This window comes from Maritimimonas sp. 2405UD52-3, assembly GCF_056591715.1.
Genome location: NZ_JBWQOL010000001.1, coordinates 60,951 through 87,131 on the forward strand (window position 1 = coordinate 60,951; position 26,181 = coordinate 87,131).

At 34.6% G+C, this 26,181-nt stretch carries 24 protein-coding genes; 12 read left to right on the forward strand and 12 right to left on the reverse strand.

All coding sequences use genetic code 11. The features are described from left to right. Positions 1 to 49: 49 nt before the first annotated feature. Together AC1EU5_RS00275 and preA are read left to right on the forward strand one after the other, a co-directional pair. Positions 50 to 1,375 carry an FAD-dependent oxidoreductase gene (locus AC1EU5_RS00275; RefSeq protein ID WP_480190336.1) on the forward strand — a complete coding sequence of 442 codons (1,326 nt, stop codon included), beginning with the start codon at positions 50 to 52 and terminating at the stop codon, positions 1,373 to 1,375. 76 nt (positions 1,376 to 1,451) lie between these two features. Then, positions 1,452 to 2,777: an NAD-dependent dihydropyrimidine dehydrogenase subunit PreA gene (preA, locus tag AC1EU5_RS00280; protein WP_480190337.1), complete on the forward strand. Its 1,326-nt coding sequence runs from the start codon at positions 1,452 to 1,454 to the stop codon at positions 2,775 to 2,777. 6 nt (positions 2,778 to 2,783) lie between these two features. Here the strand turns inward: preA and AC1EU5_RS00285 are convergent, their stop codons facing one another. The 4 genes from AC1EU5_RS00285 to AC1EU5_RS00300 all read right to left on the reverse strand — a co-directional run bounded on the left by AC1EU5_RS00285 (position 2,784) and on the right by AC1EU5_RS00300 (position 6,900). Then, positions 2,784 to 3,677 carry a 3-hydroxyacyl-CoA dehydrogenase gene (locus AC1EU5_RS00285; protein WP_480190338.1) on the reverse strand — a complete coding sequence of 298 codons (894 nt, stop codon included), beginning with the start codon at positions 3,675 to 3,677 and terminating at the stop codon, positions 2,784 to 2,786. 87 nt (positions 3,678 to 3,764) lie between these two features. Then, positions 3,765 to 4,835, reverse strand: a complete 1,071-nt coding sequence (locus AC1EU5_RS00290; protein ID WP_480190339.1) for a phosphotransferase family protein — start codon at positions 4,833 to 4,835, stop codon at positions 3,765 to 3,767. Positions 4,836 to 4,838: 3 nt separating this feature from the next. After that, positions 4,839 to 6,044 (reverse strand): acyl-CoA dehydrogenase family protein, encoded by a 1,206-nt coding sequence (locus tag AC1EU5_RS00295; protein ID WP_480190340.1) that lies wholly within the window; start codon positions 6,042 to 6,044, stop codon positions 4,839 to 4,841. Between the two features lie 61 nt (positions 6,045 to 6,105). Beyond that, positions 6,106 to 6,900 (reverse strand): SDR family oxidoreductase, encoded by a 795-nt coding sequence (locus tag AC1EU5_RS00300; protein ID WP_480190341.1) that lies wholly within the window; start codon positions 6,898 to 6,900, stop codon positions 6,106 to 6,108. 77 nt (positions 6,901 to 6,977) lie between these two features. Here AC1EU5_RS00300 and AC1EU5_RS00305 point away from each other — a divergent pair, with 77 nt between their 5' ends. Next, positions 6,978 to 8,303, forward strand: a complete 1,326-nt coding sequence (locus tag AC1EU5_RS00305; protein WP_480190342.1) for a thioredoxin-like domain-containing protein — start codon at positions 6,978 to 6,980, stop codon at positions 8,301 to 8,303. 4 nt (positions 8,304 to 8,307) lie between these two features. On the opposite strand, the gene AC1EU5_RS00310 is transcribed toward AC1EU5_RS00305, so the two are convergent. From AC1EU5_RS00310 to AC1EU5_RS00320, 3 genes are all read right to left on the reverse strand, one after another. Next, complete coding sequence (locus AC1EU5_RS00310; protein WP_480190343.1) at positions 8,308 to 9,153, reverse strand: prephenate dehydratase; 846 nt, start codon at positions 9,151 to 9,153, stop codon at positions 8,308 to 8,310. Positions 9,154 to 9,247: 94 nt separating this feature from the next. Further along, positions 9,248 to 9,607 (reverse strand): YraN family protein, encoded by a 360-nt coding sequence (locus AC1EU5_RS00315; protein WP_480190344.1) that lies wholly within the window; start codon positions 9,605 to 9,607, stop codon positions 9,248 to 9,250. 12 nt (positions 9,608 to 9,619) lie between these two features. Then, entirely contained in the window at positions 9,620 to 10,762 is a 1,143-nt protein-coding gene (locus tag AC1EU5_RS00320) for a S66 peptidase family protein (protein WP_480190345.1), read from the reverse strand. A 125-nt stretch (positions 10,763 to 10,887) separates the two neighbouring features. On the opposite strand from AC1EU5_RS00320, the gene metG reads away from it, so the two are divergent. Further along, entirely contained in the window at positions 10,888 to 12,957 is a 2,070-nt protein-coding gene (gene metG, locus AC1EU5_RS00325; RefSeq protein ID WP_480190346.1) for a methionine--tRNA ligase, read from the forward strand. Between the two features lie 2 nt (positions 12,958 to 12,959). Beyond that, positions 12,960 to 15,077, forward strand: coding sequence for a Tex family protein (locus AC1EU5_RS00330; protein ID WP_480190347.1), 2,118 nt, complete (start codon positions 12,960 to 12,962; stop codon positions 15,075 to 15,077). A 46-nt stretch (positions 15,078 to 15,123) separates the two neighbouring features. Here the strand turns inward: AC1EU5_RS00330 and AC1EU5_RS00335 are convergent, their stop codons facing one another. Then, a complete protein-coding gene (locus AC1EU5_RS00335; RefSeq protein WP_480190348.1) occupies positions 15,124 to 15,420 on the reverse strand; it encodes a S24 family peptidase in 297 nt (98 codons plus the stop codon). A gap of 349 nt (positions 15,421 to 15,769) precedes the next feature. Here AC1EU5_RS00335 and AC1EU5_RS00340 point away from each other — a divergent pair, with 349 nt between their 5' ends. From AC1EU5_RS00340 to AC1EU5_RS00350, 3 genes are all read left to right on the forward strand, one after another. After that, positions 15,770 to 16,240, forward strand: coding sequence for a lipocalin family protein (locus tag AC1EU5_RS00340; protein WP_480190349.1), 471 nt, complete (start codon positions 15,770 to 15,772; stop codon positions 16,238 to 16,240). A 5-nt stretch (positions 16,241 to 16,245) separates the two neighbouring features. Then, positions 16,246 to 16,959 (forward strand): YiaD family glycine zipper/OmpA-like lipoprotein, encoded by a 714-nt coding sequence (locus tag AC1EU5_RS00345; RefSeq protein WP_480190350.1) that lies wholly within the window; start codon positions 16,246 to 16,248, stop codon positions 16,957 to 16,959. Positions 16,960 to 17,041: 82 nt separating this feature from the next. Further along, positions 17,042 to 17,851 carry a DNA alkylation repair protein gene (locus AC1EU5_RS00350; protein WP_480190351.1) on the forward strand — a complete coding sequence of 270 codons (810 nt, stop codon included), beginning with the start codon at positions 17,042 to 17,044 and terminating at the stop codon, positions 17,849 to 17,851. 2 nt (positions 17,852 to 17,853) lie between these two features. Here AC1EU5_RS00350 and AC1EU5_RS00355 read toward each other — a convergent pair whose 3' ends face one another. Both AC1EU5_RS00355 and AC1EU5_RS00360 read right to left on the reverse strand, forming a co-directional pair. Then, positions 17,854 to 20,436 carry a phosphoenolpyruvate carboxylase gene (locus AC1EU5_RS00355; protein ID WP_480190352.1) on the reverse strand — a complete coding sequence of 861 codons (2,583 nt, stop codon included), beginning with the start codon at positions 20,434 to 20,436 and terminating at the stop codon, positions 17,854 to 17,856. Between the two features lie 330 nt (positions 20,437 to 20,766). Continuing rightward, on the reverse strand, positions 20,767 to 21,102 hold the full coding sequence (locus AC1EU5_RS00360; RefSeq protein ID WP_480190353.1) for a single-stranded DNA-binding protein: 336 nt from the start codon (positions 21,100 to 21,102) through the stop codon (positions 20,767 to 20,769). A 190-nt stretch (positions 21,103 to 21,292) separates the two neighbouring features. On the opposite strand from AC1EU5_RS00360, the gene AC1EU5_RS00365 reads away from it, so the two are divergent. Next, complete coding sequence (locus AC1EU5_RS00365; protein WP_480190354.1) at positions 21,293 to 21,640, forward strand: hypothetical protein; 348 nt, start codon at positions 21,293 to 21,295, stop codon at positions 21,638 to 21,640. Between the two features lies 1 nt (position 21,641). Here the strand turns inward: AC1EU5_RS00365 and AC1EU5_RS00370 are convergent, their stop codons facing one another. Next, complete coding sequence (locus AC1EU5_RS00370) at positions 21,642 to 22,112, reverse strand: CBS domain-containing protein (protein WP_480190355.1); 471 nt, start codon at positions 22,110 to 22,112, stop codon at positions 21,642 to 21,644. Positions 22,113 to 22,257: 145 nt separating this feature from the next. On the opposite strand from AC1EU5_RS00370, the gene AC1EU5_RS00375 reads away from it, so the two are divergent. From AC1EU5_RS00375 to AC1EU5_RS00385, 3 genes are read left to right on the forward strand one after another with little or no spacing between them, the layout of a single operon-like run. Further along, a complete protein-coding gene (locus AC1EU5_RS00375; RefSeq protein WP_480190356.1) occupies positions 22,258 to 23,445 on the forward strand; it encodes a phosphoglycerate kinase in 1,188 nt (395 codons plus the stop codon). A 6-nt stretch (positions 23,446 to 23,451) separates the two neighbouring features. Then, positions 23,452 to 23,943: a GNAT family N-acetyltransferase gene (locus AC1EU5_RS00380; RefSeq protein WP_480190357.1), complete on the forward strand. Its 492-nt coding sequence runs from the start codon at positions 23,452 to 23,454 to the stop codon at positions 23,941 to 23,943. Beyond that, positions 23,944 to 24,984 carry an NADP(H)-dependent aldo-keto reductase gene (locus AC1EU5_RS00385; protein WP_480190358.1) on the forward strand — a complete coding sequence of 347 codons (1,041 nt, stop codon included), beginning with the start codon at positions 23,944 to 23,946 and terminating at the stop codon, positions 24,982 to 24,984. A gap of 141 nt (positions 24,985 to 25,125) precedes the next feature. Here the strand turns inward: AC1EU5_RS00385 and trpS are convergent, their stop codons facing one another. Further along, positions 25,126 to 26,094 (reverse strand): tryptophan--tRNA ligase, encoded by a 969-nt coding sequence (gene trpS / locus AC1EU5_RS00390; protein ID WP_480190359.1) that lies wholly within the window; start codon positions 26,092 to 26,094, stop codon positions 25,126 to 25,128. Between the last annotated feature and the right edge of the window lie 87 nt (positions 26,095 to 26,181).

Here is a 26,181-nt window from a genome sequence, read left to right on the forward strand (position 1 = left end):
TCGATCGAAAAACTTTAAACTCATAGCTCTACACTCATAATTCTTATAAATGGCTGAATATAAAAGACCAACTACACAAGAGGAGTTTGACAAAAATTTCAAGCAGAAAAAACCTTTAATGAATGATACCGAAGCGTATTATGAAAGTTCCAGATGTCTATTTTGTTATGATGCTCCTTGCATACAAGCATGCCCAACACATATAGATATTCCATTATTTATTAAACAAATACACACAGATAATATTACTGGAGCTGCCAAAACAATTTTTGATGCCAACTGGCTTGGTAATGCCTGCGGAGTAGTATGCCCCACAGGTGTTTTATGTGAAGGTGCCTGTGTATATAATCATCAAGATGTACCCCCCATTCAAATTGGTCGCTTACAAAATTATGCCACTAATAAAACTATTGATGCCAACAAAAACCTCTTTAAAGTTGGAGCATCAAATGGAAAAAAAATAGCTGTTATAGGGGCGGGTCCGGCTGGAATTGCTTGTGCTTGCGAAGCCAGAACATTAGGATTTGAAGTCGATATTTTTGAAGCTAAAGAAAAGCCTTCTGGACTAACAGTCTATGGTATTGCTCCTTACAAAATAACCAATGAAGAAGTTTTAAAAGAAATTGACTATTTACAAGAGCAACTCCAGTTTAATATTCATTATGAATCGCCTATTTCCTCTAAAGAGCGGTTAGTACAATTAGAAAATGAGTACGATGCCATTTTTTTGGGAGTTGGATTAGGAAAAACTCGAGAATTAAAATTAAAGGGGGAAGATAAACAAGGGGTTGTAGGAGCTGTAGAATTTATTGAAGAACTGCGAATGAAGCATCATCGTATTTCTATACCAGATAAAGTAGTTGTGATCGGTGGTGGGAATACCGCTATGGATGCTGCTTCAGAATCTGCCCGTATGGGTGCCAGAAAAACGGTATTAGTATATCGTAATACGAAAGAAAGAATGGGTGCTTATGGTTTTGAATATGACCTAGCCATTAGCTCTGGTGTAGACAGTATTTTTAATGCAACACCCATTGAAATTATAGGCAACAATCAAGTAGAAGGTGTAAAGTTTCTAAAAACAGAGTCTGTAGATGGTGAGCTAAAAACCATAGAAGGTAGTGAATTCATCATAGCCTGTGATCTGGTTATTAAAGCAACTGGCCAAGCTAAACAAGGAATGTTTTATGAGCTTATTGAAAATCTAAATATTGACTCAAAAACAAGAATTGAAGTGAATGAGTACTTTCAAACATCGAATGCAAAATACTTCGCCGGCGGAGACGCCATTAATGGAGGTGCAGAAGTTGTAAATGCAGCGTATGATGGTAAAATGGCAGCCCAAGGAATGTATAAATTCTTAATTAAGAATTAAAAATGTAGAGCTATGAGTTAAATTAATTCAAAAAATCACTCATAATTCATAATTAAAAACTCATAATTAGAATAAAATGATAGACTTATCTATAAATTTTGCAGGAATAAAAGCTCCTAATCCATTTTGGCTGGCATCCGCACCACCAACGAATTCAGGCTATCAAATTATGAAAGCTTTTGATGCAGGTTGGGGTGGTGCCGTATGGAAAACATTAGGTGTTCCTGTGGTTAATGTGTCCAGCCGCTATGGTTCTGTAAACTACCGTAATACACGTATGATGGGTTTTAACAATATAGAATTGATTACAGATCGCCCATTAGAAGATAATCTTCGAGAAATTGAGGAGGTCAAAAAGTATTTTCCTGACCATGCAATTATTGCATCGTTGATGGTAGAAAGTAAAGCTGAATGGCAACAGATCATAAAAGATGTAGAAAATGCAGGAGCTGACGGTATCGAATTAAACTTTGGATGCCCTCATGGTATGTGTGAGCGCGGTATGGGTTCCGCAGTTGGTCAAGAGCCAGAGGTTTTAGAGACTATTGTTAGTTGGGTAATGGAAGCAGCCAATATTCCCGTAATTACTAAATTAACCCCCAATATTTCTGAAATCACCGACCCTGGTTTGGCCGCCTTAAGAGGTGGCACCGATGCCATTTCACTCATCAATACCATAAAAAGTATCGTTGGTATTGATTTAGAAACTTACGCACCTCTACCTATAGTTGATGGAAAGGGTACCAATGGTGGCTATTGTGGCCCGGCAGTAAAACCCATTGCCATGCACATGATTCGCGAATTGGCCCAGCATCCTCAAATTTCTAATACTCCTATTTCGGGCATAGGCGGTGTAGAAACCTGGCGAGATGTAGTTGAATTCATTTTATTAGGAGCCACTTCGGTACAAGTATGTACTGCCGTTATGCACTACGGTTTCGGAATCGTCCGTGAAATGGAAGCAGGCCTACGTCAGTTTATGGAGGAAAAAGGCTATACATCTATTTATGATTTCGCTGGTAAAGCGCTACCTAATGTGACCGAATGGAAACATCTTAATTTAAAGCATAAAGTAGTTGCTGAAATTAATCAAGATAAATGTGTAGGTTGTGAATTGTGCTATATTGCTTGTGATGATGGTGCACATCAAGCCATAGCCTTATCTGGCAATCCTGAAAAAAGAATACCAAGTATCATTGAAGAAAATTGCGTAGGTTGTAATTTATGTTCTTTGGTTTGCCCGGTTGAAGATTGTATTACCATGGTTAAAAAGGATGATGGAACCGAACATGTAACTTGGGATGAGCGTACTCAAAATGATGATATTCCTGTAACGTTTAATGATGACAGAGCGGGTGGTAAGCATCATTATGTTCCAAAACCAACAGATGCATTAAAATAAAATTAACTACCCTCTTATAAAGTCATCATCCTGAAAACTAGGGTTAGGATACAAATAAAAACCTTGCCCTACTTTTTTACCAAGTTTACCTTGGTCAACATATTGCTTTAATAAACCAGCAAAACGTTTACTTTTTTCATCCTTTTGATTGTTTGTAATATGCCATGCGGTGTCTAAGCCTACTTCATCTAAAATACCAAAAGGACCCATGGGCATTTTGAAATTGCCCATCCATGAACGATCTACATCTTCAATACTTGCCACATCATAAGTAACCAAAGCACCCGCCGCTCCAATTAGAGCCATCAACATGGCATTAAAAATGTATCCAGGTGATTCCCGTTTAATAATTACAGGGGTTTGTTGAATGCTTTTTCCAAATTCTTCCAAAAGCGAAATGATCCATTCTTCTGTTTGAGGGTTAGGCATAATGTCCACTACATTGGCATAAAAAACATCATGAAAATGTAAGGCGCAAAATAGATTTGGCCTTCCTGTTTCCTGGGCAAAAAACGATGGAATTAAATAGGAGGTGTTTGTAGTAAAAACAGTATCTGATGCACATAATTCTCCAAACTGAGCCCAAACCTTTTTCTTGAGCTCTAAATCTTCTGTTACAGATTCGCTTACCAGATCAGCATCTTTGGCAGCCATCACTGCATCTGTTGTAAACTTCTGATTTAGTAAAGCTCTATTCGCTGCATCCTGAGTAATCTTTTCCGCTTTTACTAATCCTTTAAGAATTTCGCCCTGAATCCTTTTGGCTTGCTCAAAAGCTTCTTCCTTGATATCATAAATAACAACCTTATAATCATTCAAAGCACAAGCTAAGCCTATTCTAAGTCCTAATGTGCCGCTTCCTAAAATCAGAATGTTTTGAATGTCTTTAAGTGTTTTCATATTCTTGTTCTGTATTGTCATTCCGCACTTGATGCGGAATCCAGATATATTGAAAATGGATTCATGCCTACGCAGGAATGACAACTATTAATAAAAGTTGTTTATACGATTAAACTTCACTGCATTCATAGCATTACCACCACAAGCTTTAACTAAATGAATGAGCATACCAAAACGCTCATCTTTAGTATACCCTTTTTTGTAGCGTGCATAGATCTGCTGAGCAATTACTCCCAATTTGAAACTTCCAAAAACATAATAGAATAGCACATCTTCAATTTCAATACCTGTTAATTCTGCATATTTTTCTACTACACCCTGACGTGTTAAATTGCCCTCCAACCAAGTAAGGTTATATGCTTGTAAAGCAGGATGATCTTTTGCTTCTACCCAATATGCCAGAGACGTACCTAGATCCATTAAAGGATCGCCTACAGTTGCCATTTCCCAATCCAACACAGCTTTGATTGTTAATGAATTTTGATCTAAAACCAGATTATCATACTTATAATCATTATGAATGAATGCCGTTTGACTTTGACTAGGTATATTGCTTTGCATCCATTCAGCAGCCATATTCATGAACTTGATCTCATCTGTTTCTGCTTTGAAGTAGCGCTTGATCCAACCTTCAACCTGACGCTGAACGTAGCCTTCTGGCTTTCCTAAAGAAATTAAATTTGAATCTTCTAATTCAAGGCTATGTAATTTCGCTAAATTTTCAATGGTTTGATTTGATAATTGGTTAAAATGCTCTTTGCCAAATTCTAATCCTTTCGGGATTTTGTTTCTAAGGATAACCCCTTTAACGCGTTCCATAATATAAAACGATGACCCAATAATCGATTCGTCATCACAGTACACTAAAGGTTTTGGAATTTTATCATATACGGGCTCTAGCAAACTTAATACCTTATACTCCCTACCCATATCATGCGCCGACTTGATATTGGCACCAAAAGGAGGTTTGCGAAGTACAAATTCATCAGTATCATTAGAAAGCAAATAGGTAAGGTTTGAAAACCCACCTGGAAACTGCTTAACTTCTTTAACCTCAGAAAATCCATCTATTTCACCCCTCAGGAAGTTATTCAATTTTTGAATATTTAATTCCTCTCCTTTTCGAACCTTAACGGCACTATCAATAGGTTTAGCCATGAATTATTTAGTGTTTAGCCCGTAGTTTTTTAGAATTTGTCTTGCCAAGGTAGATTTATGCACCTCATCTGGACCATCATAAATTCTTGCTCCACGTTCATGGCGATACCAAAACGAAAGAATGGTGTCATCTGTAATTCCTAAGGCCCCATGTACTTGAATGGCCTTATCCAAGACATTCATCAACACATTAGCAACATAAAATTTTATAGTAGATATTTCTAATCTAGCAGCTTTTGTACCTACCTCATCAATTTTTTGTGCCGTATGTAAGACCATATATCTTGAAGCATTAATCTCTGCACGGCATTCCGCAATCCAGTTCTGAATGGTTTGTTTCTTGCCTAACATAGTACCGTTTCCTAAATCTCTAGTGGCTGCTCTTGAACACATTAAATCAAAGGCACGTTCACAAATACCTATCCATCGCATACAATGATGTATTCTTCCTGGTCCTAAACGTTGTTGCGCCAATAAAAATCCGTCACCTTCATTACCAATCAAATTTTCAGTGGATACTCTACAATCTTTATACTCTAATTCCGCATGACTAAAATAAGTATCATTGGCTTCTCCCATGATAGAAATATTTCGCTTTAAGCGAAACCCCTTCGTATCTGTCGGCACTACGATCATACTTGCCCGTTGATACCTATTTTCCGCATTAGGGTTGGTATTCGCCATTACAATAGCAAAAGATGCTCCATCTGCAGAAGTAGTAAACCATTTTGTGCCATTAATGATATACTGATCTCCTTTTTTGACCGCTGTTGTACCCATATTTACAGGGTTCGATCCAGCAAACTCAGGTTCCGTCATTGAGAAACAACTTCTGATTTCACCCTTAAGTAATGGTTCTAAGTATGTTTTTTTAATGTGCTCAGAAGCATACCCAAGCATCAATTCTTGATTACCGATATCGGGTGCATTACAATTAAAACAGTAATGCCCATATGGCGATTGCCCCAATAATTCACTAATTTGACCAAACTCAACCAAGTTAAAACCGAGCCCACCATGATGCTCTGATAAATGTGGATTCCAAAGTCCTCTTTCTTTTACCAAGGTTCTTACTTTAGCTAACTCTGGCTCAACCTTACTAAAAGGTAATTGTAAATATTCCTTTTCTAAAGGAAACAAATTCTCTTCTAAAATGGTTTTTACTTTTGGTAGAAATTTTTCAAGTTTTTCAGAAGAAAATATGTTCATAAGTTGATGATCAATGGTTATAAAGCAAATATAACGAAAACATGATGTACATTTTCTGAAGTTATGTTACTGCTAGTTTTCTGATCATTGTTGCTAATACTTTAGGGAAGAATCGTTTGACATATACAGATAGTTTTTCTAGAAATCCACCTATTACAACCTCTTGCTTTTTGTGCTTGATTGCTTTGAGCATCTTTTTAGCAAAGTAAACTGGAGGCAAGCCTGCCTCCGTTTTTTTATCCATACTTTTTTGTGGAGACCCATCTGAAGTTAAAGCATTCATTGAAATTTCAGTTTTTACATAACCGGGACAAATTAGGGTAACTTGAATGTTGTCTTTATAGATTTCGGCTCGAAGACTATCAAAAAATCCATGTAATGCATGTTTAGATGCCGCATATGAAGATCTAAGTGGCGTACCTAACTTACCTACAACTGAAGTTACAACAACAAGATGTCCTTGCTTTCTGGCAGTAAAATAGGGCAGTAAAGCCTTGGACAATGCTACTGTACCAAAATAATTTGTTTTGAAAATTCGTTCGTCAATCATCATTCCGGTATCTATAGCTAATGATCTCTGGCTAATGCCTCCGTTATTAATAAGTATATCAACATTCCCAAAAAGGGAAAGTGCTTCCTGAACAAGTTTGTCTAAGCTCTGATAATTATTAAGATCTATTTGTAACACCTTTACCTTATCTGGATGCTTGCACAGCATACGCACTTGTTCTAATTTCTCGGTATTTCTTGAAGATATGATGACCTTAGCACCTTGTTCAGACAATTCAAGAGCGGTAGCCTTTCCAATACCTGATGATGCACCTGTTAACCAAACTACCTTATCTTGAAAGCTCATAAAAATCTGTTTTTAACAAATGTACAGCAATAGATTTAAAACAGTATTTTTGGTTCAGTTTTTGCAAATCCCCTACTATGATCAAGAGAATATTATTTGTTTGTCTATTTTTTTCTTACGTAAGCTTTGCGCAGCATACTGTAAAAGGCACTATGCAACCTATACAAGATTATGAATGGGTGGTCCTCTATCAACTAGTGGGATCACAGCAAAATTATATTGCAAATACTTCTATTGAAAATGGTCAGTTTTCATTGGCCATTCCTGAAGGAAAGGAACCAGGTATGTATCGTTTGGCGTACGATATTAAAAATCAATTGTATCTAGATTTTATTTATGACAATGAGGATGTTGAGGTAACCTTTCATCCAAAGTATCCAGATCAATTGGTAAAATATGAGCAGTCAGAAAACAATATACTTTATCAGGATTATTTAAGAAAAACCATGACGTCTCAACGTCAACTTGATTCTTTGCAACTCGATTATTTTAATCCAGAAAAAAACGGACTCATAGCTATGCTTTATCAAAAAAAGTATGACGATATCAAGACCTATCAAACTTATTATGAACGATTGTCACAGGGTAAATTGGCATCTGAATTTATTAAAGCCAGTGCCAGATACAATCCTGAGAAACCGATAAAAGATCCTCTGGATTATCTTAATACTACGAAAGAGCACTTTTTTAATCAGATTGACTTCAACAATAAAACATTATTGAACTCAACATTTATTCATGACAGGGTTAATGATTACATATTTTACCTAAATACATCAGATGATTCTGAGAAGTTGATTGAGCTCAGAAAAAATGCAATTACAGATGTCATTACTAAAATTGGGGATAATCATCTGCTTTCAAAAGATATTCAGGAGGGCTTGTTATATGCATTTGGTAAGCAGGAAAATATAGGACTTACCAATTACGTACTTGAAAGTTATAATAAACTTCCCAAAGAATTACAAGACACTAATTTTGTTAATGATATTAAAGGACAATTAAGAACATCTATTGGCAATAAAGCACCTAATATAATTTGGGAGAACAACGATCTCTATAAGTTAACAGGCAGTGACAACTATATCCTTGTCTTTTGGAGTTCTACCTGCTCACATTGCTTAGAAGAGATGCCAGAGTTGTATGCCTATTTGAAGGATAATTCGAAGATAAAAGTTGTGGCATTAGGTTTAGAAGAAGCAATAAGTAAAACAGGATGGGAACAAGAAATCGCTAAATACTCGAATTTTACTCATGTTTACGGAGCTAATAAATGGCAAAATGAGTATGTACAATTATATGGAGTTAGTGCTACACCAAGCTTTTTTATTTTGGACAGTAACAAGAAAATTATTGCGAAGCCCGAGGATGTAAATGAGTTAAAAGCTTTTTTAGACAATTAAAAATCTAGGCCATTTTTTTCTTAGTTATGGACCGCCATTCTTGATACTCGCCTAATATTTTTAGCTGACTAACTCTATTTTCAAGTTTTAATAAGGCTTTACAATATTCATGGTAGTCATCAAAAGTAAAGTCGATAAAAAATCCATAATTCCATGGTTCATCTTTTAATGGCAATGACTGTATTTTAGACAAATTTAATTTGTGGTTGGCACACTCAGCTAAGATATCTGCTAAATTACCTGTTTCATTATGTGTGACAAATTTTAGCGAAGCCTTGTTGTTTAGGTGGTCATGGTCTCCAAACTGGCGTTTATTGGTTAAAATAAAAAAGCGTGTCATATTAAGCTCATCATCTTGAACAGATTCTTGGAGAATATTAAGTTCATATATTTCCGCTGCTTTAATACTTGCCAATGCAGCTACGTTCTTTAATTTTTTTTCACTAATCTCCTTAGCTACTGAAGCAGTATCTTTTTCTTCAATAATTCTAAGTTGTGGGTGGTGCCTAAAAAAGCTTTTGCAGTGTTGAATGGCAATTGGATGTGACCAGACTTCTTGAATATCTTCTACTTTTTGGCCTTTTAGTGCCATAAAATTATGTACCATGGGTAAATAAAACTCGCCACTGATATTAAGATCATATTTGTCAATTAATGCGTAGTTAGAAAGTATCGCTCCAGTGCTAGAATTTTCAATAGCTATAACAGCGGCATCAGCCATTTGTTCACGAAACGAAGTTGGTACCTCCTTAAAGGACATACACTCTATTAAATCTATAGTATTACCAAAATATGAGGTGGCAACCTCATGGTGAAAGGAACCTTGAATTCCTTGAATAGCAATTGTCATGTTAGGTACAAAAGGAGTTTAGTCAGTATTATTCTTGTTTAGCACTTGTATAACGATAACAAAATAGATTTATTCTATTAAAAAATGTTAAAGTTTAAAAGTGATAAAAAGCATCCTCAATATGCTCTAGACTAAAAACATTTTTTTCCTTTACAATGGCAATGATATCAAAACGAACCTCTACATCTAAATCTTTAGAAGTTATATATTCATCAATTGCAGAAACAAGCAATTTGATTTTTTTGGGTTTTACAAAATCCTGCGGATTTCCAAAGTCTACAGAAGAGCGTGTTTTCACCTCAACCACGGCTAAAATATTCCCTTTTTGGGCAATAATATCTACTTCCGCTTTTTGATAACGCCAGTTCTTATCTAGTATAGTATAACCCTTTTTTTGAAGATGTTCTAATGCTAATTGCTCTCCTTTTTTACCTAATTCATTATGTTGGGCCATTAAAAAAGGTGGTTAACTTTTGAAAGAACTCAAGTTTACGTTCAAATTATTTTGAGAGTTTTTAGACTGACTTTTAGGTGTCTTTTTTTGTTCTGTTTTAGGCGTATTGGCTGCCATTTTTGTTTTCTTTTTCTTATAACCTTCACCAAATTTAATGCTAGCTTTTTTGCCTTTTACCTTTAAAGAAATCTCCCTTCCCATAATCAGCGTTCTATTGTCAGTAATATGACCCGCTGGAAAATTAAATGCCACCGGAAAATCATAATCGGCTACGGCATCTAATACAATTTGCTCTATAGCCTTACCAAATTCTGTATCATTTTCACGTACATTAGTAATACCTCCTACTATTAAACCGTAGCAATTTTCAAAATAACCATTACGTTTTAAATTTTGAAGCATCCTATCAATATGATAAGCATATTCACCCAAATCTTCAATAAATAAGATCTTACCATCCGTCTTTATAGATGATTTTGAACCAAGTAAACTATATAAAATAGATAAATTTCCACCCACAAGCTGACCTTTGGCTTCACCATCTTTATTAAAACCTGATTTGTAGGTTTTGTACTCCAATTTTTCACCAAAGAGCGCTTTCTTCAATGATTTTATGGCCTTTTTTTGCTCATCATTTTCAGGATTCAGTGTAGATGGCATCATGGCATGGATAGACTCCTTACCCATATTGTGAATCTCATTATGTAATACTGTAATATCAGAAAAACCTATGATCCATTTTGGGTTTTTTCTGAAATGAGAAAAACTCAGTTTATCAACCATTCTAACGGTACCGTAGCCACCACGTGCGCACCAAATGGCCTTTACACTCTTATCATCTAAAGCTTCCTGAAAATCTAAAGCGCGTTGCGCATCAGTTCCCGCAAAATGATTATTCTTTTTAAATAAACTTTTACCAATCTTTACATGTAAATCCCAACTCTCTAAAAGTTTAACGGCATTGTTCAATATGTCTTTATCCTTAACAATCCCAGCCGGGGCCACAATCATTACGGTATCTCCTTTCTTTAGATAAGAGGCATGCATAAGGGGTGAATTAATATAGTTAGCTCTTTTCTTTTGAGAAAAGCCTAACATTGATATTGTCACAAAAATAACAATGAATACAGATATTTTTACGTTTGGCCGTGTCATTGTTGATCATTTTATAAAAATAATAGTTCTCTAATAACGCTTTTTTCCTTTAAAAAGTATTGTATCACATAGTATAAGCACATTTCAGGGTCTTTTTCTTACTTTTGCGCTTACAAATTTTCACGATGAATTCTCCTAAAAGATACACAATAACTGCTGCATTACCATACACTAATGGACCTATTCATATTGGGCATTTGGCAGGAGTTTATGTGCCAGCTGATATTTATGCTCGTTATTTAAGATTGACCGGAAAAGATGTGATTTACATCTGTGGAAGTGATGAGCATGGTGTAGCTATACCAATGCGCGCCAAAAAGGAAGGCGTATCACCAAAAGAGATCATTGATAAATACCACACCATTATAAAGAAATCATTTAAAGAGTTTGGAATTTCATTTGATAATTACTCGCGTACATCCGCAAAGGTTCATCATGAAACTGCTGCTGAGTTTTTTGAAAAAATGTATGAAAATGGTCAATTTATTGAAGAGGTAACAGAACAACTATATGATGCTGAAGCTGATCAGTTTTTAGCTGATCGTTTTGTTGTGGGTACCTGCCCTAATTGCGGGTTTGAAGAAAGTTATGGCGATCAGTGTGAAAATTGTGGCACTAGCCATAATGCAACTGACTTGATCAATCCCAAATCGGCTATTACGGGAAATGTCCCAACTTTAAAACAAACAAAGCACTGGTTCTTACCCTTAGATCAGTATGAAGGTTTTTTAAAAGAATGGATACTAAAAGAGCACAAAAATGACTGGAAACCTAATGTATATGGTCAATGTAAGTCTTGGATAGATGATGGATTAAAACCAAGAGCGGTAACCCGTGATCTTGATTGGGGAATTCCCGTTCCAGTGGAAGGTGGTGAAGGTAAAGTCTTATATGTATGGTTTGATGCTCCTATAGGCTACATATCTTCTACCAAAGAATGGGCAGAACGTGAAGGTAAAGATTGGGAGCCTTATTGGAAAGATAAAGACACAAAACTTCTTCATTTTATTGGTAAGGATAATATTGTATTTCACTGTATTATCTTCCCTAGTATGCTCAAAGCAGACGGCAGTTATGTCTTACCAAACAATGTGCCTGCGAATGAGTTTTTGAATCTTGAAGGGAATAAACTATCCACTTCAAAAAATTGGGCCGTTTGGTTACATGAGTATTTAGAAGAATTTCCAGATAAGCAAGACGTATTAAGATATGTTTTGACGGCCAATGCACCTGAAACTAAAGATAATGATTTTACATGGAAGGACTTTCAAGCTAGAAATAACAATGAGTTAGTAGCCATTTTTGGAAATTTTATCAATCGAGTTGTGGTGTTAACTAATAAATATTATGGTGGGGAAGTACCACCTGCTGGTACATATTCTAAAGTGGATGAAGAGACATTAAGTCAGCTAAGAAAATATCCTGAAACCATAGCTACTTCTCTTGAACGTTATCGCTTTAGAGAAGCTTTGAATGAGTTGATGAATCTGGCCCGTTTAGGTAATAAATATCTTGCTGACGAAGAACCATGGAAAATTATTAAAGAAGATGAGGATCGTGTAAAAACAATCATGAATGTGGCTTTGCAAATAGCCACAGGGTTAGCAATTTTATGTGAGCCCTTTTTACCTTTTACATCTCAAAAACTAAAATCTATTCTCAATGTCACCCTGAGCGGAGTCGAAGGGTCTCTTTCTTGGAATGCCGTTTCAGAAAATAAGTCGTTAATTAGTGCTGGTCATCAAATTGGAAAAGCTGAATTGTTATTTTCAAAAATAGAGGATGCTGACATTCAAAAACAACTTGACAAATTAGAAGCATCAAAAAAAGCAAATGAACAGGCCAATGCATCGGTTGAGCCTCAAAAAGACACTATTGAATTTGATGATTTTACGAAGTTAGATATTCGTATAGGTACAATTTTAGAAGCCCAAAAAGTTCCTAAAACCAAAAAACTACTACAATTAAAAGTAGACGTGGGTATTGATATTCGCACTATTGTTTCCGGTATTGCAGAATCTTTTTCTCCAGATGAGATTATCGGACAACAGGTGACGGTATTATGCAACTTAGCACCAAGAAAAATTAGAGGAGTTGAGAGTCAAGGTATGATCTTAATGACAGATACTTTGGATGGAAAGTTAGCCTTTGTTGAGCCAGAAAGAGAAGTTGCCAATGGGCAACCAATTAGCTAAGTATGATTTCTTTCATTTCCAACAATACTTCTATATCTCAAAAATCAATTCAAAACACTATTGAATTGTTACATCAAGATTGCACCATCCCATTTATTGCGCGATACAGAAAAGAAAAAACGGGTAATCTAGATGAAGTACAAATAGGTGAAATTGTAAAACTCAAGGAGCAATTTGAGGCCTTAGAAAAAAGAAAAGATGCTATTCTAAAGTCACTTGAAGAACAAGATATTTTAACCAGTGAGTTAAAGCAAAAAGTAAACCTTTGCAAAAACCTTACTGATCTTGAAGACCTGTATTTACCCTATAAAAAAAAGCGAAAAACAAAAGCTGAAACCGCTAGAAATAATGGCTTGGAGCCTCTGGCAAAAATTATCATGGCTCAAAACGCGTATGACATTGAGCCTATTGCCTATAAATATGTAAAGGGTAGTATTTCATCCGTTGAAGAAGCGATGCAAGGCACTCGTTATATTATTGCAGAATGGATTAATGAACGAACGGATATTCGAAATAATATTCGATATCAGTTAGAGCGTTTTGCAAACATTTCCACTAAAGTAGTAAAAACAAAATCAGAAGATGAAAAGGCCGCAAAGTTTAAAGACTATTTTGACTGGAATGAGGATTTGTCTAGAATTCCTTCGCATAGATTACTAGCTATTCTAAGAGCTGAAAATGAAGGGTATATTAGAGTTAAAATAGAAATTGATCATGAACTTGCATTGCAAAAAATTGAGGATAGAATCATCCGCTCTAACAATGCATGTGCCCATCAAATTAAGGTTGCTATTTTAGATGCCTACAAAAGGTTGCTATTTCCTGCATTATCAAACGAAGCTTTGATGAATGCTAAAGAAAAAGCTGATGACTCTGCCATCAAAGTTTTTGCTAAAAATTTAAAACAGTTATTACTTGGTGCTCCATTAGGCGAAAAACGTATCCTAGCCATTGATCCTGGGTTTAGAACAGGTTGTAAAGTGGTCTGTTTAGATGCTCAAGGTAATCTGTTGCACAATGAAACCATTTATCCACATCCGCCACAAAACGATCAAAAAGGAGCGATTAAAAAAATTAGCTCTTTAGCTGATGCCTATAAGATTGAGGCGATTGCAATTGGAAACGGAACAGCTTCTAGAGAAACAGAAAAATTGATCAGAAGAATTCAATTTAAAAACAATTTAGAGGTTTTTGTGGTTAGCGAAGCCGGTGCTTCTATCTATTCTGCTTCTAAAATTGCTCGTGAAGAATTTCCAAATTATGATGTAACTGTTCGTGGAGCAGTTTCTATTGGTAGACGTTTAGCCGATCCTTTGGCAGAGCTAGTTAAAATTGATGCTAAATCTATAGGAGTTGGTCAATATCAACACGATGTAGATCAAACCAAACTAAAGAAATCATTAGATACTGTTGTTGAGAATTGCGTAAACACAATTGGAGTAAATATTAATACCGCCAGTCAATCTTTACTCAGTTATGTTTCTGGTATTGGTACCAAATTGGCCGAAAATATTGTTAATTACCGGACTGAAAATGGTGCTTTTTCTTCAAGAAAAGAAATTCAAAAAGTTCCCAGATTAGGGGGTAAAGCCTTTGAACAGTCAGCGGGATTTTTGCGTATAAAAAATGCTAAAAACCCATTGGACGACTCAGCAGTTCATCCTGAAAGCTACTCAATTGTTACTAAAATGGCGAAAGATGTCAACATGGAAGTTTTAGATTTAATTGGTAATAAAGCCATCTTACAAAAAATAAAACCTAGTGATTACGTTACAGACACTTTTGGGTTACCCACATTAACAGATATATTAAAAGAGCTGGAAAAACCTGGTTTAGACCCAAGAGAAAAAGCCAAAGTTTTTACATTTGATCAGAACATTAAAAACATTCATGATCTTAAAGAGGGACAACTACTACCAGGCATTGTAAATAATATTACAAATTTTGGTTGTTTTGTTGATATTGGTATTAAAGAAAGTGGTTTGATACATGTTTCTAACCTTAGTAATACTTTTGTAAAAGACGTTACAGAACATGTAACCCTACATCAACAAGTGATTGTAAAAGTACTTCAAATAGACATTACTCGAAAGCGAATTCAGCTAAAGCTTCATAAATAAAAAACAGAAGAATATAAGGAAAAGATAAAATCTTACTTGGTAATGCCTATGGCATTGGAAGTATTTCTACAACTTTTCCATAAACATTTTTAGTCCATCCGTTAATTCTACCATGATTGTTACCAATCAATAAGCCTCTTTTAAGATTCTTACCCTTTACAAGTTGGGTAAAGCAGTTTCCACGAACCTTACAAAAAACAATATCTCCTATTTCGCAATCTTCCCAACTAATGGGTTCAAGCTTAACTGGTTGTTTCGATCTTAAAATTGGCAACATAGAATTACCCGGTTCTTTTGAAATAATGGTCTTACCATTTTTCAATTTTTGAATTTTCCAATTCATAATTAAAGTTTTATAAGTTATGTAGCACACTATTGAACTACATATCCCATAAAATCAATAAGAACCTTTTCAATGAACTAGTGCAAAGATGCAATTATTTTTTTAAGTATTGAGAATTCTATACTTATGTCATGATATGTACATGCAAAACAAAAAAGTCTCCAATGCCGAACTGTACGGGAGGAGACTTTTATTTAGAACATTAGTCTATATACTAATGGTTGATTTTGGTTCAAAAGTACAACAGAAATCTATAGTAAATCTAAAGAAATCAAGCTTTTATAAAAAATTATTGTCTTTAGAAATTCTTTAGATTTTTAAATCACCTTGCATTTAAATATTTATTGATATGAAGAAAATTCTAATAGCCATTTTAGGAATAACGCTACTTTCTTGTGGTACTTCAAAAATGGTACAACAATCAAAAAAGGTCATTAAGGGTGAATGGGTTTTAACCAACATTTCCTATGGTGAATCTGGTGCATTCAATGTTAAACTACTGAAGGATGCCTCAAAAGAATGCTTTGAAGGTAGCTCTTGGCAGTTTATCCCGAATAATAATTCAGGAACCTATGTTATCAATGACAATGGGTGTAATACAGGTACTCGTAATTTTATTTTTACTATTGAAGATGTTGATGGGTCAACAGGATATCAAGGGTTTATACTAAAACCTGTAAATGCTAAGAAGAAATCAAAAACCAATGAAGGGTTTCGCTTACAATTAATCCAACTTTCTGATACAACTATGCAATGGCAACAAACCGTTTCTGTTGATGGAAAACCTTTTAAGATCACTATGAATTTTTCTAAAAAATAAAGACCATGAATACATATATTAAAAAGACATTCAGTTTAATATTAGCCTTATTAATTATGGTAAGCTTAATTAATTGTAAGGCTATTCAAAATGCCAACAATTCTCAAAAAGGCGCAGTGATAGGCGCTGCTGGTGGCGCGGTCATTGGAGCCATTTTAGGTAATAATATTGGTAAAGGTGGCAATGGAGAATTGGGTGCTGTCATTGGAGGTGTTGTAGGTGGGGCTACAGGTGCAATCATTGGAAGAAAAATGGATAAACAGGCACAAAAAATAGAAAATGAAGTTCCAGGTGCTGAAGTAGAACGTATAGATGAAGCCATTGTAGTGACTTTTGATGAAAATAAAGGTGGTGGTATTTATTTTGATACCAATAAATACAATATAAATACTGCATCACGACAAACATTAAATAAGCTGGCAGGTGTTTTTAAGGAATATCCTGATACAAAGATCTTAGTTGTAGGGCATACTGATAGTACCGGTGATGATACCTATAATATGACATTATCTAAGAACAGGGCCAATTCGGTAAATAGTTACTTTAGAAATACGAATGGTATTAGTAGTAACCGTTTAAATGTTAATTGGTTTGGAGAAAGCAAGCCTATGGCTGATAACAGTACTGCTTCTGGTAGAGCAAAAAACAGACGTGTAAATATTGTTATTCTAGCAAATGACAAAATGAAAGCAGAAGCTAAAAAAGAAGCTGGTAGTTAAAGTTGATTTAAAAAGGGGATATTGAAGAGCAGCCATTGGTTGCTCTTTCTTTTTTTAAAGAGTTTTTATTTGCTAATTTCACATGATGATCCCAGAACATATACAAAATAGAAAAGGCGCAAGAAGTTTAAAAGATTTAGATCCCGAAGTAATCGAGTATTTAAATACTGGAGAAATCCAGACAGCTAACTTAATGGAATGGCTAGCAACAGATCAATTAATTCTATTAAAACATGTTTTGAAAGATTTCAAAAAAGATGATTGGTATGATGACTTTGAAGCTCCGGTTTTAGCTCAAAAAAAAAGATCCGCAAATAATGATGTAAAGGTCATTGGGCAAACTTTTGGCATATTAACTAAAGAAAAATTAATTTACGATCAGTTAAAAAAACATACATCAGATGTGGTGCGTAGTTGGGCATGCTGGGCAGAAAGTTTACATCATGATAATACTATTTCACTCATAAATACAATGAAAATTTATGCTGCTGATGCTCATTTTGGAGTTAGAGAAGTTGTAATATTCGCCAGCAAAGAACGTATGAGTGAAGATTTAAATACTTCTGTAAGATTATTAACTGAATGGACCAAAAGTAGTGATGAAAATATTCGTCGTTTTGCTGTTGAAGCACTACGACCCGTTGGTGTATGGGTAAAAAAGATTGCCAAATTTCAAGAAAATCCTGAAAAGGGATTGCAATTGATTGAACCTCTGAAATCTGATCCTTCAAAGTATGTTCGTGACTCAGTTGGTAACTGGCTCAATGACGCCAGTAAATCTCAACCTGATTGGGTTATCTCTATATGCAAAAAATGGGAGAAAGTATCTCCCACTAAAGAAACAGCGTATATTATTAAAAAAGCCTTGAGAACAATCAACAAGAAAAAATAATCTTAAGCTGAATTTCTACTGGCATTGATGTTTCCAAATAAAGATCTGGTAACTATCTTTTCATAGATTTCAAGTTCTTTCTTATCAATATTTTCTTCTTTATTTAGCTCTTGTATTTTCTTCAATGCGTACTGCTGTATTGTTAGTAAAGGTAATACAATGGACTCTCTCATATCGATAGATGCCTTTCCTGCTGGCTCTTCTTCCATGAGTTTTTTATAACCTGTTAGTTTTAAAACTAAGCGTTTGCTCAACACAAACTCATCATAAACAAGCTTCCAAAAATATCCAAACTCCTCATCTTCAGACATATATTTAGTTAAGTCAAAAAATGACTTTGCCATGGCCATCATACTATTTCCAATTAATGTTCTAAAAAAACTGGAGTTTTTGTAAAGCTGCTTTACCTTTCTAAATTCTCCTTTATCTTCATAGTATTTTAAAGCCGTTCCCACACCAAAAAATCCTGGAACATTCTGCTTTAATTGACTCCAACTTCCTACGAAAGGAATGGCACGCAGGTCAGAAAATACCAATTCTGATGAACTACCTCGCTTGGATGGGCGACTACCAATGTTGGTTTTAGCATAATACTTTAAAGTACTCATACGCTCTAAATATGGCAAAAATTTAGAGTGGCTTTTAAAGTCTGTATACGCTTCATAACTAATTTTTGCCAGTTTATTCATTGTACCTTTATCGGCTCTTGAAAGTTTAGTATTATTAGCATTCAAGCGGTTTAAAATACCCGAACTAATCAATTGTTCCATATTATACTGTGAAGATTCCGGTGTGCCAAAATTAGAACTAATGGTTTGCCCTTGTATAGTCAATTGCACTTCTTTATCTTCTATTGTTGGCCCTAATGAAGCATAAAAATTATGTGTTTTACCTCCTCCTCTTGCCGGAGGACCACCACGACCATCAAAAAATACAACTGCTATCTTATACTTGCGCGATACTTTTGTCAAGGCCTCTTTTGCTTTAAATATAGCCCAATTGGCCATTAAATACCCGCCGTCTTTAGTACCATCACTAAAACCTAACATGATGGTCTGTTTATTACCTCTTTGTTCAAGATGCTTTCTATATTGAGAAGTTTTATACAAGGTTTCCATAACCTCTGGTGCATTCTCTAAATCAGGAACGGTTTCAAATAAGGGTACAATATCTACCGTTAAATTATCTTGAAATGCAGTCAACTTTAACATAGCATATAGTTGCATGACATTTACAGCAGTCTGGTTATTACTAATAATGTAACGGTTGCATGCTAATTCTCCATTGGTCTCCTGAATACTTTTTAAGGCTTGCATAGTTTTTAAGGTACGTACGGTAAACTCATCCTTAAACCAATCAATATTTAGCTCACCTTTGACCTTTGCTAAGGTTTTTACCTGCTGTTTAGGAGTCTGTTCATTAAAATTTTTGGGTAATATTTCAGGAGCCTTTTTATGCACTACCTTTACTACATCTTGAAAAACCTCATTATGCTTTCTACTGTCCTGACGGATATCTAAACTAGCAAAATGAAAACCGAATAATCTCGTTTTATTAATTAGTGAGGTAACTTTATTTACATAGAGTGATTGGTGCTCTTCAACTAAAAGTTTCCTAATGGTCTCTAGCTCCTCTATCATTTCTTCTAAAGTTATTTGATACTTACTACTCTTATCTAATAATGTATTTAATCGATGATTTAAATCTACAACGCGTTCTCTAATACCTTTAAAAGTTAAGCGCCTTCTTAGGTATTTAATATCTTTAATATATTTTTTGATAATTGACTCTTTGAGTTTCTTGGCAACATTTAGTGTAATTTCTGGAGTCACAAACGGATTTCCGTCGCGATCACCTCCTGGCCAAAATCCAATATTAATAATAGAATTATTAATTGTTTTATTATCATAAATGTTTTGCTGTACGTAGTCATAAATGCTACCAAAAGAGTGATAAAAAACATTTTTAAGATACCATATTAAATTAACAGCTTCATCGTAAGGTGAGGGTTTTTTCTTCTTAAAAAAAGGTGTTTTACCAAGCTGAGCTAGTAAATCATTAATCTTCAATAGGTCATCATTTTTGATGGCTTCGGTAAGATCTGTAATAATACCTAATACTGCACCTGGGTAAAACTGTGTTGGATGGGCTGTCAATACAATGCGAACCTTAAACTCATTTAAATACTTGATAAGGTCTGGCAATTTATTCTCGGAAACCGCATTTTCTTTTAAATGTCTTAAAGTACCAATACCATCCATATTATTAACTATAGGAAAGGCCGCATCTTCAATAGCATCAAATAATACCACTTGTCTCTCTATATATTTAATAAAACGAAACAGCAAATTTATTTGACTCTCAGGCGAACGTCTTGCTTGATACTTTTTGAAAAAGGATTTTACAATTGCTGAAGCGTCTTCACCATTTTCATAACCTTTTTTACAGGTTTCATGAAAAAGAGGTAATAATACTCCTGTTTTAGTAACAGCATAAAATGGCAATGTCATAAAAATACCATTATAAATCTGGTACTTGGCCATGACATTTTGGTTAAATCTTGTAAGCTTGGGTTGTGTAGACATAAATTAAGCCTTTTCTTAATTTGTAAAATTAAGAAAGCTCCTTCAAAACCTTTGATTCATAATGTAGTTTCATGAATTTTTCCCAATATGATAAAAACATGGCAAAAAATTGTGGTTTTATTAAATCAGTACTAGTTATACGGTTGCTTTTTATCAACTTTTGATCTTATAGACATCAAATCGCTTTGAAATCACATCTTTTTTCAGGGATTTTGATGTATAATAAAAAGAAAAGAGCACCTTTTAGGTGCTCAAAACTTTCTCTCTTGCACAGCGCAATTTGCTATACATTGAATTCTTAAAACGTTATTATAGTTAAAATAGTATACTTTATTTTTTACCAAGCATTAGTAATTCATTGCAAACAACTTCAGTTATGTATTTTTTATCGCCATTTTTATCTTCATAGCTTCTAGAGGTTAATTTACCTTCTATAGCTATTTCATTACCTTTAACTAGATACTTTTCAATAATTTCTGCTGTTTTGTTCCATGCAACTACATTATGCCATTGTGTATCAGTTACTTTTTCACCTTTTGCATTACGATATGAGTCATTTGTTGCAACAGAGAATTTTGCCAATTTCTTACCAGAATCTAAGGTGATGATCTCGGGGTTGTTTCCTAAATTTCCAATCAACTGTACTTTGTTTCTTAGTGTGTTCATAATTTTAATGTTTAACAGTTAAGTTTATCCTGAATTTGATTCAGGGCCTATCAGATATCATTCGTTCAATCCAACTGGGCAAATATCTACTAGCAACAAAATTAATATCGGTTGTTAAACGTTTACTTTCGATTGTAAATGAATGTAAACGAATAATTTATATATTTACAGGGAATTATTCTTAATGTATATGGATAGAAAATGCTTAGAATGTGGAGAGAAAGTAGTGGGACGAATTGATAAAAAATTCTGCTCAGATTACTGTCGTAATTCGTATAATAATAAGGTCAATAAAGAAAGTAAAAACCTAATTAGAAACATTAATAACCGCTTGCGTAAAAACTATAAAGTACTATCAGAATTGAATACTACAGGTAAAACAAAAGTCACTCGAAACAGACTCTATGATCGCGGATTTGACTTTCGGCTATTCACTTCAATTTACACCACAAAAAAAGGTCATACCTATTATTATGTGTATGACCAAGGATATCTTGCATTAGAAAATGAGTATTATCTACTCATTAAAAGAGACTAACCTATTTGCGCCAATTGTCTCCTCGCTGCTCCATAGCAGCAATTAAAATATCTTTTTGACTTATCTGTCCAACCAATTTGCCATTTTCAACAATTGGAAAACGTCTTCTTTTTGATTTTAAAAATTTTTCTGCTGCTTCAAAAACATCCAAATCACCACTAATCGTTTCTACATCTTTGGCCATATGTCTTGCAACTGTGCTTTCATTATCTATTGGCATATTATAATAACGACTTTCAGAAATTTGCTTGATACAATCTCCCTCAGAAATAATACCTAACAATTCATTTCGTTCATTCACAACAGGCGCTCCTGAAATTCTATTACTGATTAACGCCTGCATCACCTCAGCTACTGGCTGATCTGGTCTAAACGTAATCAGCTTTTTTGTCATATAATCAGAAACCTTCGCTGGTTGAAATTCATCTTTCTTGGGTTGGCTTCTTTTACCCATAAAACTTTTTATTGCCATAACAGTAGAGTTTTTATCCTTTAAATATAGTCATAATTTTTTATAAGTTTTATATCGCTTTATTATTATAACATCAAGAATGGCAAAATCATTCAAAAATAAGTATAGAAACTTTATATTTGATTTTCCTTAAAAAAAGCTAATCATGAATACAATAGACGACTTTAATTTTGAAAATAAGAAAGCCTTAATGCGTGTTGATTTTAATGTACCGTTAGATGAAAATTTTAATGTTACAGACACTACACGAATCACCTCGGCAAAACCTACCATTTTAAAAGTACTTGAAGATGGTGGTAGTTGTATATTAATGTCGCATTTAGGAAGACCAAAAGGAGTAAGTCCTGAATTTTCATTGAGTCATATTGTTGATACCGTAAGTAATATTATTGGTGTACAGGTAAAATTTGTAGATGATTGCGTAGGGGCTACAGTGGAAGAAGAAGCTGCTAATTTAGAAGCTGGTGAGGTATTGCTATTAGAAAATTTGCGTTTTCACAACGAAGAAAAAGCAGGTGATGTCAATTTCGCGGAACAACTTTCAAAGCTAGGAGATATCTATGTAAATGATGCTTTTGGAACGGCGCATCGTGCTCACGCCTCCACAACAATTGTAGCTCAGTTTTTTGACGGAAAAAAATGCTTTGGATATTTACTGGCAAAAGAAATTGAAAGTATTAATAAAGTTTTTAGTGATAGCAAAAAACCTGTAACCGCTGTTTTAGGAGGTGCCAAAGTATCATCTAAAATCACCGTTATTGAAAATATTCTTGATAAAATTGATCATCTGATTATTGGTGGTGGTATGAGCTTTACCTTTATTAAAGCTCAAGGCGGGAGTATTGGTGATTCTATTTGCGAAGACGATAAACAAGAACTGGCTTTGGAAATTTTGAAACAGGCTAAACAAAAGGGTGTCAAAGTACATCTACCTGTTGATGTGATAGCCGCTGATGCCTTTGACAATGATGCAAACACCCAGGTGATTGATATTAAAAATATCCCCGACGGATGGCAAGGATTGGATGCCGGGCCAAAATCAAATGTTGGCTTCTCTTATGTAATTGCACAGTCAAAAACTATTTTATGGAATGGCCCTGTTGGTGTATTTGAACTCCCTTCTTTTTCAAAAGGAACCATAGAATTAGGGAACGCCATTTCAGATGCTACTGCTGATGGTGCTTTTTCATTAGTTGGTGGTGGTGATTCTGTAGCTGCCGTTAAGCAATTCAGATTTCAAGATAAAGTAAGTTATGTATCTACCGGTGGCGGTGCCATGTTAGAAATGTTAGAGGGTAAAACCCTTCCGGGGATTGAAGCTATATTGAAGTAATATTTCTTGAAATATAGAAAAGGAAATATTAACGACCTAGAACAATGCAAAGAACTTGGTTTATTGGCTTACTCCGAATATTCTTCTATTCTTGACGATGAAAATTGGAAAAAGTTAGATCAAATTCTTAATGATAGTAAAAATGTAGAAAGCCTTATTACCATAGGTACTGCTTTTGTTTGTGAAATTGACACTAAAATTGTAGGTGTAATTTATTTTTTTTCAAATGGAAATCCCACAGATTTATATACAAGCAATGTTTGTTATATTCGTTCATTAGCAGTTAACCCAAAATTTAGAGGATTAGGTATTGGAAAAAAATTAACGGAGTTGTGTATTAAACTTGCTATAAAAACAGATGAAAAAATTATTGCGCTACATACATCTGAATTCATGCCTGTAGCCAGAATTATGTATGAAAAAATGGGGTTTAAAAAGCAAAAGGAAGTACAAAGACTTGGAAAAAAATATTGGATTTTTACTAAAAATTTAAACTAAATGAAATATACAAACTTACCAACTACAGATATAAAAGTTAGTAAAATATGCCTTGGTACCATGACCTGGGGCAATCAGAATACAGAAGCTGATGGCCATGCGCAAATGGATTATGCATTAGACCAAGGCGTTAACTTTTTTGACACGGCTGAATTATATTCTGTACCAGCTACACCAGAAACTTATGGTGCTACTGAAGAAATTATTGGCTCATGGTTTAAGAAAACAGGAAATCGTGATAAGGTAATTTTGGCTAGTAAAATTGCAGGAGGAGGTGATTATACAAAACACATTCGTTCAGGCCGCTTAAGCAGAGCAAATATTACTGCAGCTTTAGAAGGTAGTTTACAACGTCTGCAAACTGATTATATAGATTTATATCAATTGCATTGGCCTGATCGTGGTGTCAATTGTTTTGGAGTACGTGATTATCCATATCAGACTTCCACTAAAGATGCAGAAAATCACCTTGAGATTTTAGAGACATTGCAAGATTTCATAAAGCAGGGTAAAATTAGGCATGTTGGCCTCTCTAATGAAACGCCTTGGGGAACTATGCAATATTTACAAACCGCAAAAGAACATAATTTGCCAAGAATGGTGACCATTCAAAATTCGTATTCTTTAATTCATCGTTCTTATGAATATGGAATGTCTGAAGTTTCTTTGAGAGAAGATATAGGTCTATTAGCCTACTCGCCTTTAGCGCAAGGTGTGCTTTCAGGTAAATATTTAAATGGAGGACAACCTGAAGGTGCTCGGGGAACATTGTTCCCAAGGTTTATTGCTCGCTATAGAAATGAGAGTTCAGATACTGCGGTTAGTAAATATTTACAAATAGCACAAAAACATAATATTACATTATCGCAATTATCCTTAGCCTATATCAATCAATTGCCTTTTGTGACCAGTAATATTATAGGAGCTACTAAAATGGATCAGTTAAAGGAAAATATAAATAGTATTAACGTTGAATTATCTAAGGATGTTTTAGCAGAAATTGAAGCTGTACATTCATTAATACCAAATCCTGCACCCTAATTTAGAACCAAAACAACAAGATCATTGTCATTCTGAATGAGTAAAACGAAATAAAGAATCTTTTTTAACATGTATGAGGTTCTTCGTTCTACTCAGAACGACAAAAATTCACTTTTTAGAGTATTTTATTTCTTTAAACTTTTAATACCCCAACTTTTCTCTGACTCTCGACAAAACCTCATTAGCTACTTTTCGGGCTTTTTCTGCACCTATAACTAAAGCTTCATCAATTTCATTTAGGTTATTCATGTAGTGAAGGTACAATTCACGTTCTTTGGCGAACTTTTCAATCAGTAATTCAAAGAATGCTTGTTTAGCGTGACCATAACCGTAATTACCACCCAAGTAATTGGCTCGCATTTCAGCAACCTGCTCTTCATTAGCCACCAATTTATACAAAGCAAATAAATTACAGGTATCTGGATTCTTAGGTGCTTCTAGTGGGGTACTATCCGTTTGAATCTTCATGATCTGTTTCCGCAACTTTTTATCATCTAAGAATAAATTGATGTCATTATTTCGCGATTTACTCATTTTTTCACCATCTATACCAGGTACCAACATTGTGTTTTCTCTAACTTTAGCCTGAGGTGGAACTAAAATAGTACCCACTTGATGGTTAATTCTATTAGCCACGTCTCGAGACATTTCTAGATGTTGTAACTGATCTTTACCTACAGGTACGAATTCAGCATCGTACAATAAGATATCAGCCGCCATTAACATTGGATAGGTAAACAATCCTGCATTTACATCTTCTAATCGGTCAGCTTTGTCCTTAAAACTATGCGCTAAGGTCAATCGTTGATATGGGAAAAAGCAACTTAAATACCAAGACAATTCCGTTACTTCAGGAATATCACTTTGGCGATAAAAGACAGTTTTTTCAATATCTAAACCAAATGCCAACCAAGTGGCTGCAGTACTGTACGTGTTTTCCTTTATTGTTTTGCCATCTTTAATTTGGGTAAGTGTATGCATATCAGCAATAAACAGAAACGATTCGTTAGAAGGATCGTTTGCCATTTCAATTGCCGGTATAATTGCTCCTAATAAATTCCCTAAATGCGGTGTTCCAGTACTTTGTACACCTGTAAGTATTCGTGCCATAACAAAATTTTCGTCATTCCGATCCCAATAACTATTGAGAGAAGGAATCTTTTGATCAGATTGCCGCTCCGCCTTTGGCGGATCGCA

Coding starts and splice junctions, on each gene's coding strand:
- AC1EU5_RS00275 (WP_480190336.1), top strand. CDS start 50: ATGGCTGAATATAAAAGACCAACTACACAAGAGGAGTTTGACAAAAAT.
- preA (WP_480190337.1), top strand. CDS start 1,452: ATGATAGACTTATCTATAAATTTTGCAGGAATAAAAGCTCCTAATCCA.
- AC1EU5_RS00285 (WP_480190338.1), bottom strand. CDS start 3,677: ATGAAAACACTTAAAGACATTCAAAACATTCTGATTTTAGGAAGCGGC.
- AC1EU5_RS00290 (WP_480190339.1), bottom strand. CDS start 4,835: ATGGCTAAACCTATTGATAGTGCCGTTAAGGTTCGAAAAGGAGAGGAA.
- AC1EU5_RS00295 (WP_480190340.1), bottom strand. CDS start 6,044: ATGAACATATTTTCTTCTGAAAAACTTGAAAAATTTCTACCAAAAGTA.
- AC1EU5_RS00300 (WP_480190341.1), bottom strand. CDS start 6,900: ATGAGCTTTCAAGATAAGGTAGTTTGGTTAACAGGTGCATCATCAGGT.
- AC1EU5_RS00305 (WP_480190342.1), top strand. CDS start 6,978: ATGATCAAGAGAATATTATTTGTTTGTCTATTTTTTTCTTACGTAAGC.
- AC1EU5_RS00310 (WP_480190343.1), bottom strand. CDS start 9,153: ATGACAATTGCTATTCAAGGAATTCAAGGTTCCTTTCACCATGAGGTT.
- AC1EU5_RS00315 (WP_480190344.1), bottom strand. CDS start 9,607: ATGGCCCAACATAATGAATTAGGTAAAAAAGGAGAGCAATTAGCATTA.
- AC1EU5_RS00320 (WP_480190345.1), bottom strand. CDS start 10,762: ATGACACGGCCAAACGTAAAAATATCTGTATTCATTGTTATTTTTGTG.
- metG (WP_480190346.1), top strand. CDS start 10,888: ATGAATTCTCCTAAAAGATACACAATAACTGCTGCATTACCATACACT.
- AC1EU5_RS00330 (WP_480190347.1), top strand. CDS start 12,960: ATGATTTCTTTCATTTCCAACAATACTTCTATATCTCAAAAATCAATT.
- AC1EU5_RS00335 (WP_480190348.1), bottom strand. CDS start 15,420: ATGAATTGGAAAATTCAAAAATTGAAAAATGGTAAGACCATTATTTCA.
- AC1EU5_RS00340 (WP_480190349.1), top strand. CDS start 15,770: ATGAAGAAAATTCTAATAGCCATTTTAGGAATAACGCTACTTTCTTGT.
- AC1EU5_RS00345 (WP_480190350.1), top strand. CDS start 16,246: ATGAATACATATATTAAAAAGACATTCAGTTTAATATTAGCCTTATTA.
- AC1EU5_RS00350 (WP_480190351.1), top strand. CDS start 17,042: ATGATGATCCCAGAACATATACAAAATAGAAAAGGCGCAAGAAGTTTA.
- AC1EU5_RS00355 (WP_480190352.1), bottom strand. CDS start 20,436: ATGTCTACACAACCCAAGCTTACAAGATTTAACCAAAATGTCATGGCC.
- AC1EU5_RS00360 (WP_480190353.1), bottom strand. CDS start 21,102: ATGAACACACTAAGAAACAAAGTACAGTTGATTGGAAATTTAGGAAAC.
- AC1EU5_RS00365 (WP_480190354.1), top strand. CDS start 21,293: ATGGATAGAAAATGCTTAGAATGTGGAGAGAAAGTAGTGGGACGAATT.
- AC1EU5_RS00370 (WP_480190355.1), bottom strand. CDS start 22,112: ATGGCAATAAAAAGTTTTATGGGTAAAAGAAGCCAACCCAAGAAAGAT.
- AC1EU5_RS00375 (WP_480190356.1), top strand. CDS start 22,258: ATGAATACAATAGACGACTTTAATTTTGAAAATAAGAAAGCCTTAATG.
- AC1EU5_RS00385 (WP_480190358.1), top strand. CDS start 23,944: ATGAAATATACAAACTTACCAACTACAGATATAAAAGTTAGTAAAATA.
- trpS (WP_480190359.1), bottom strand. CDS start 26,094: ATGGCACGAATACTTACAGGTGTACAAAGTACTGGAACACCGCATTTA.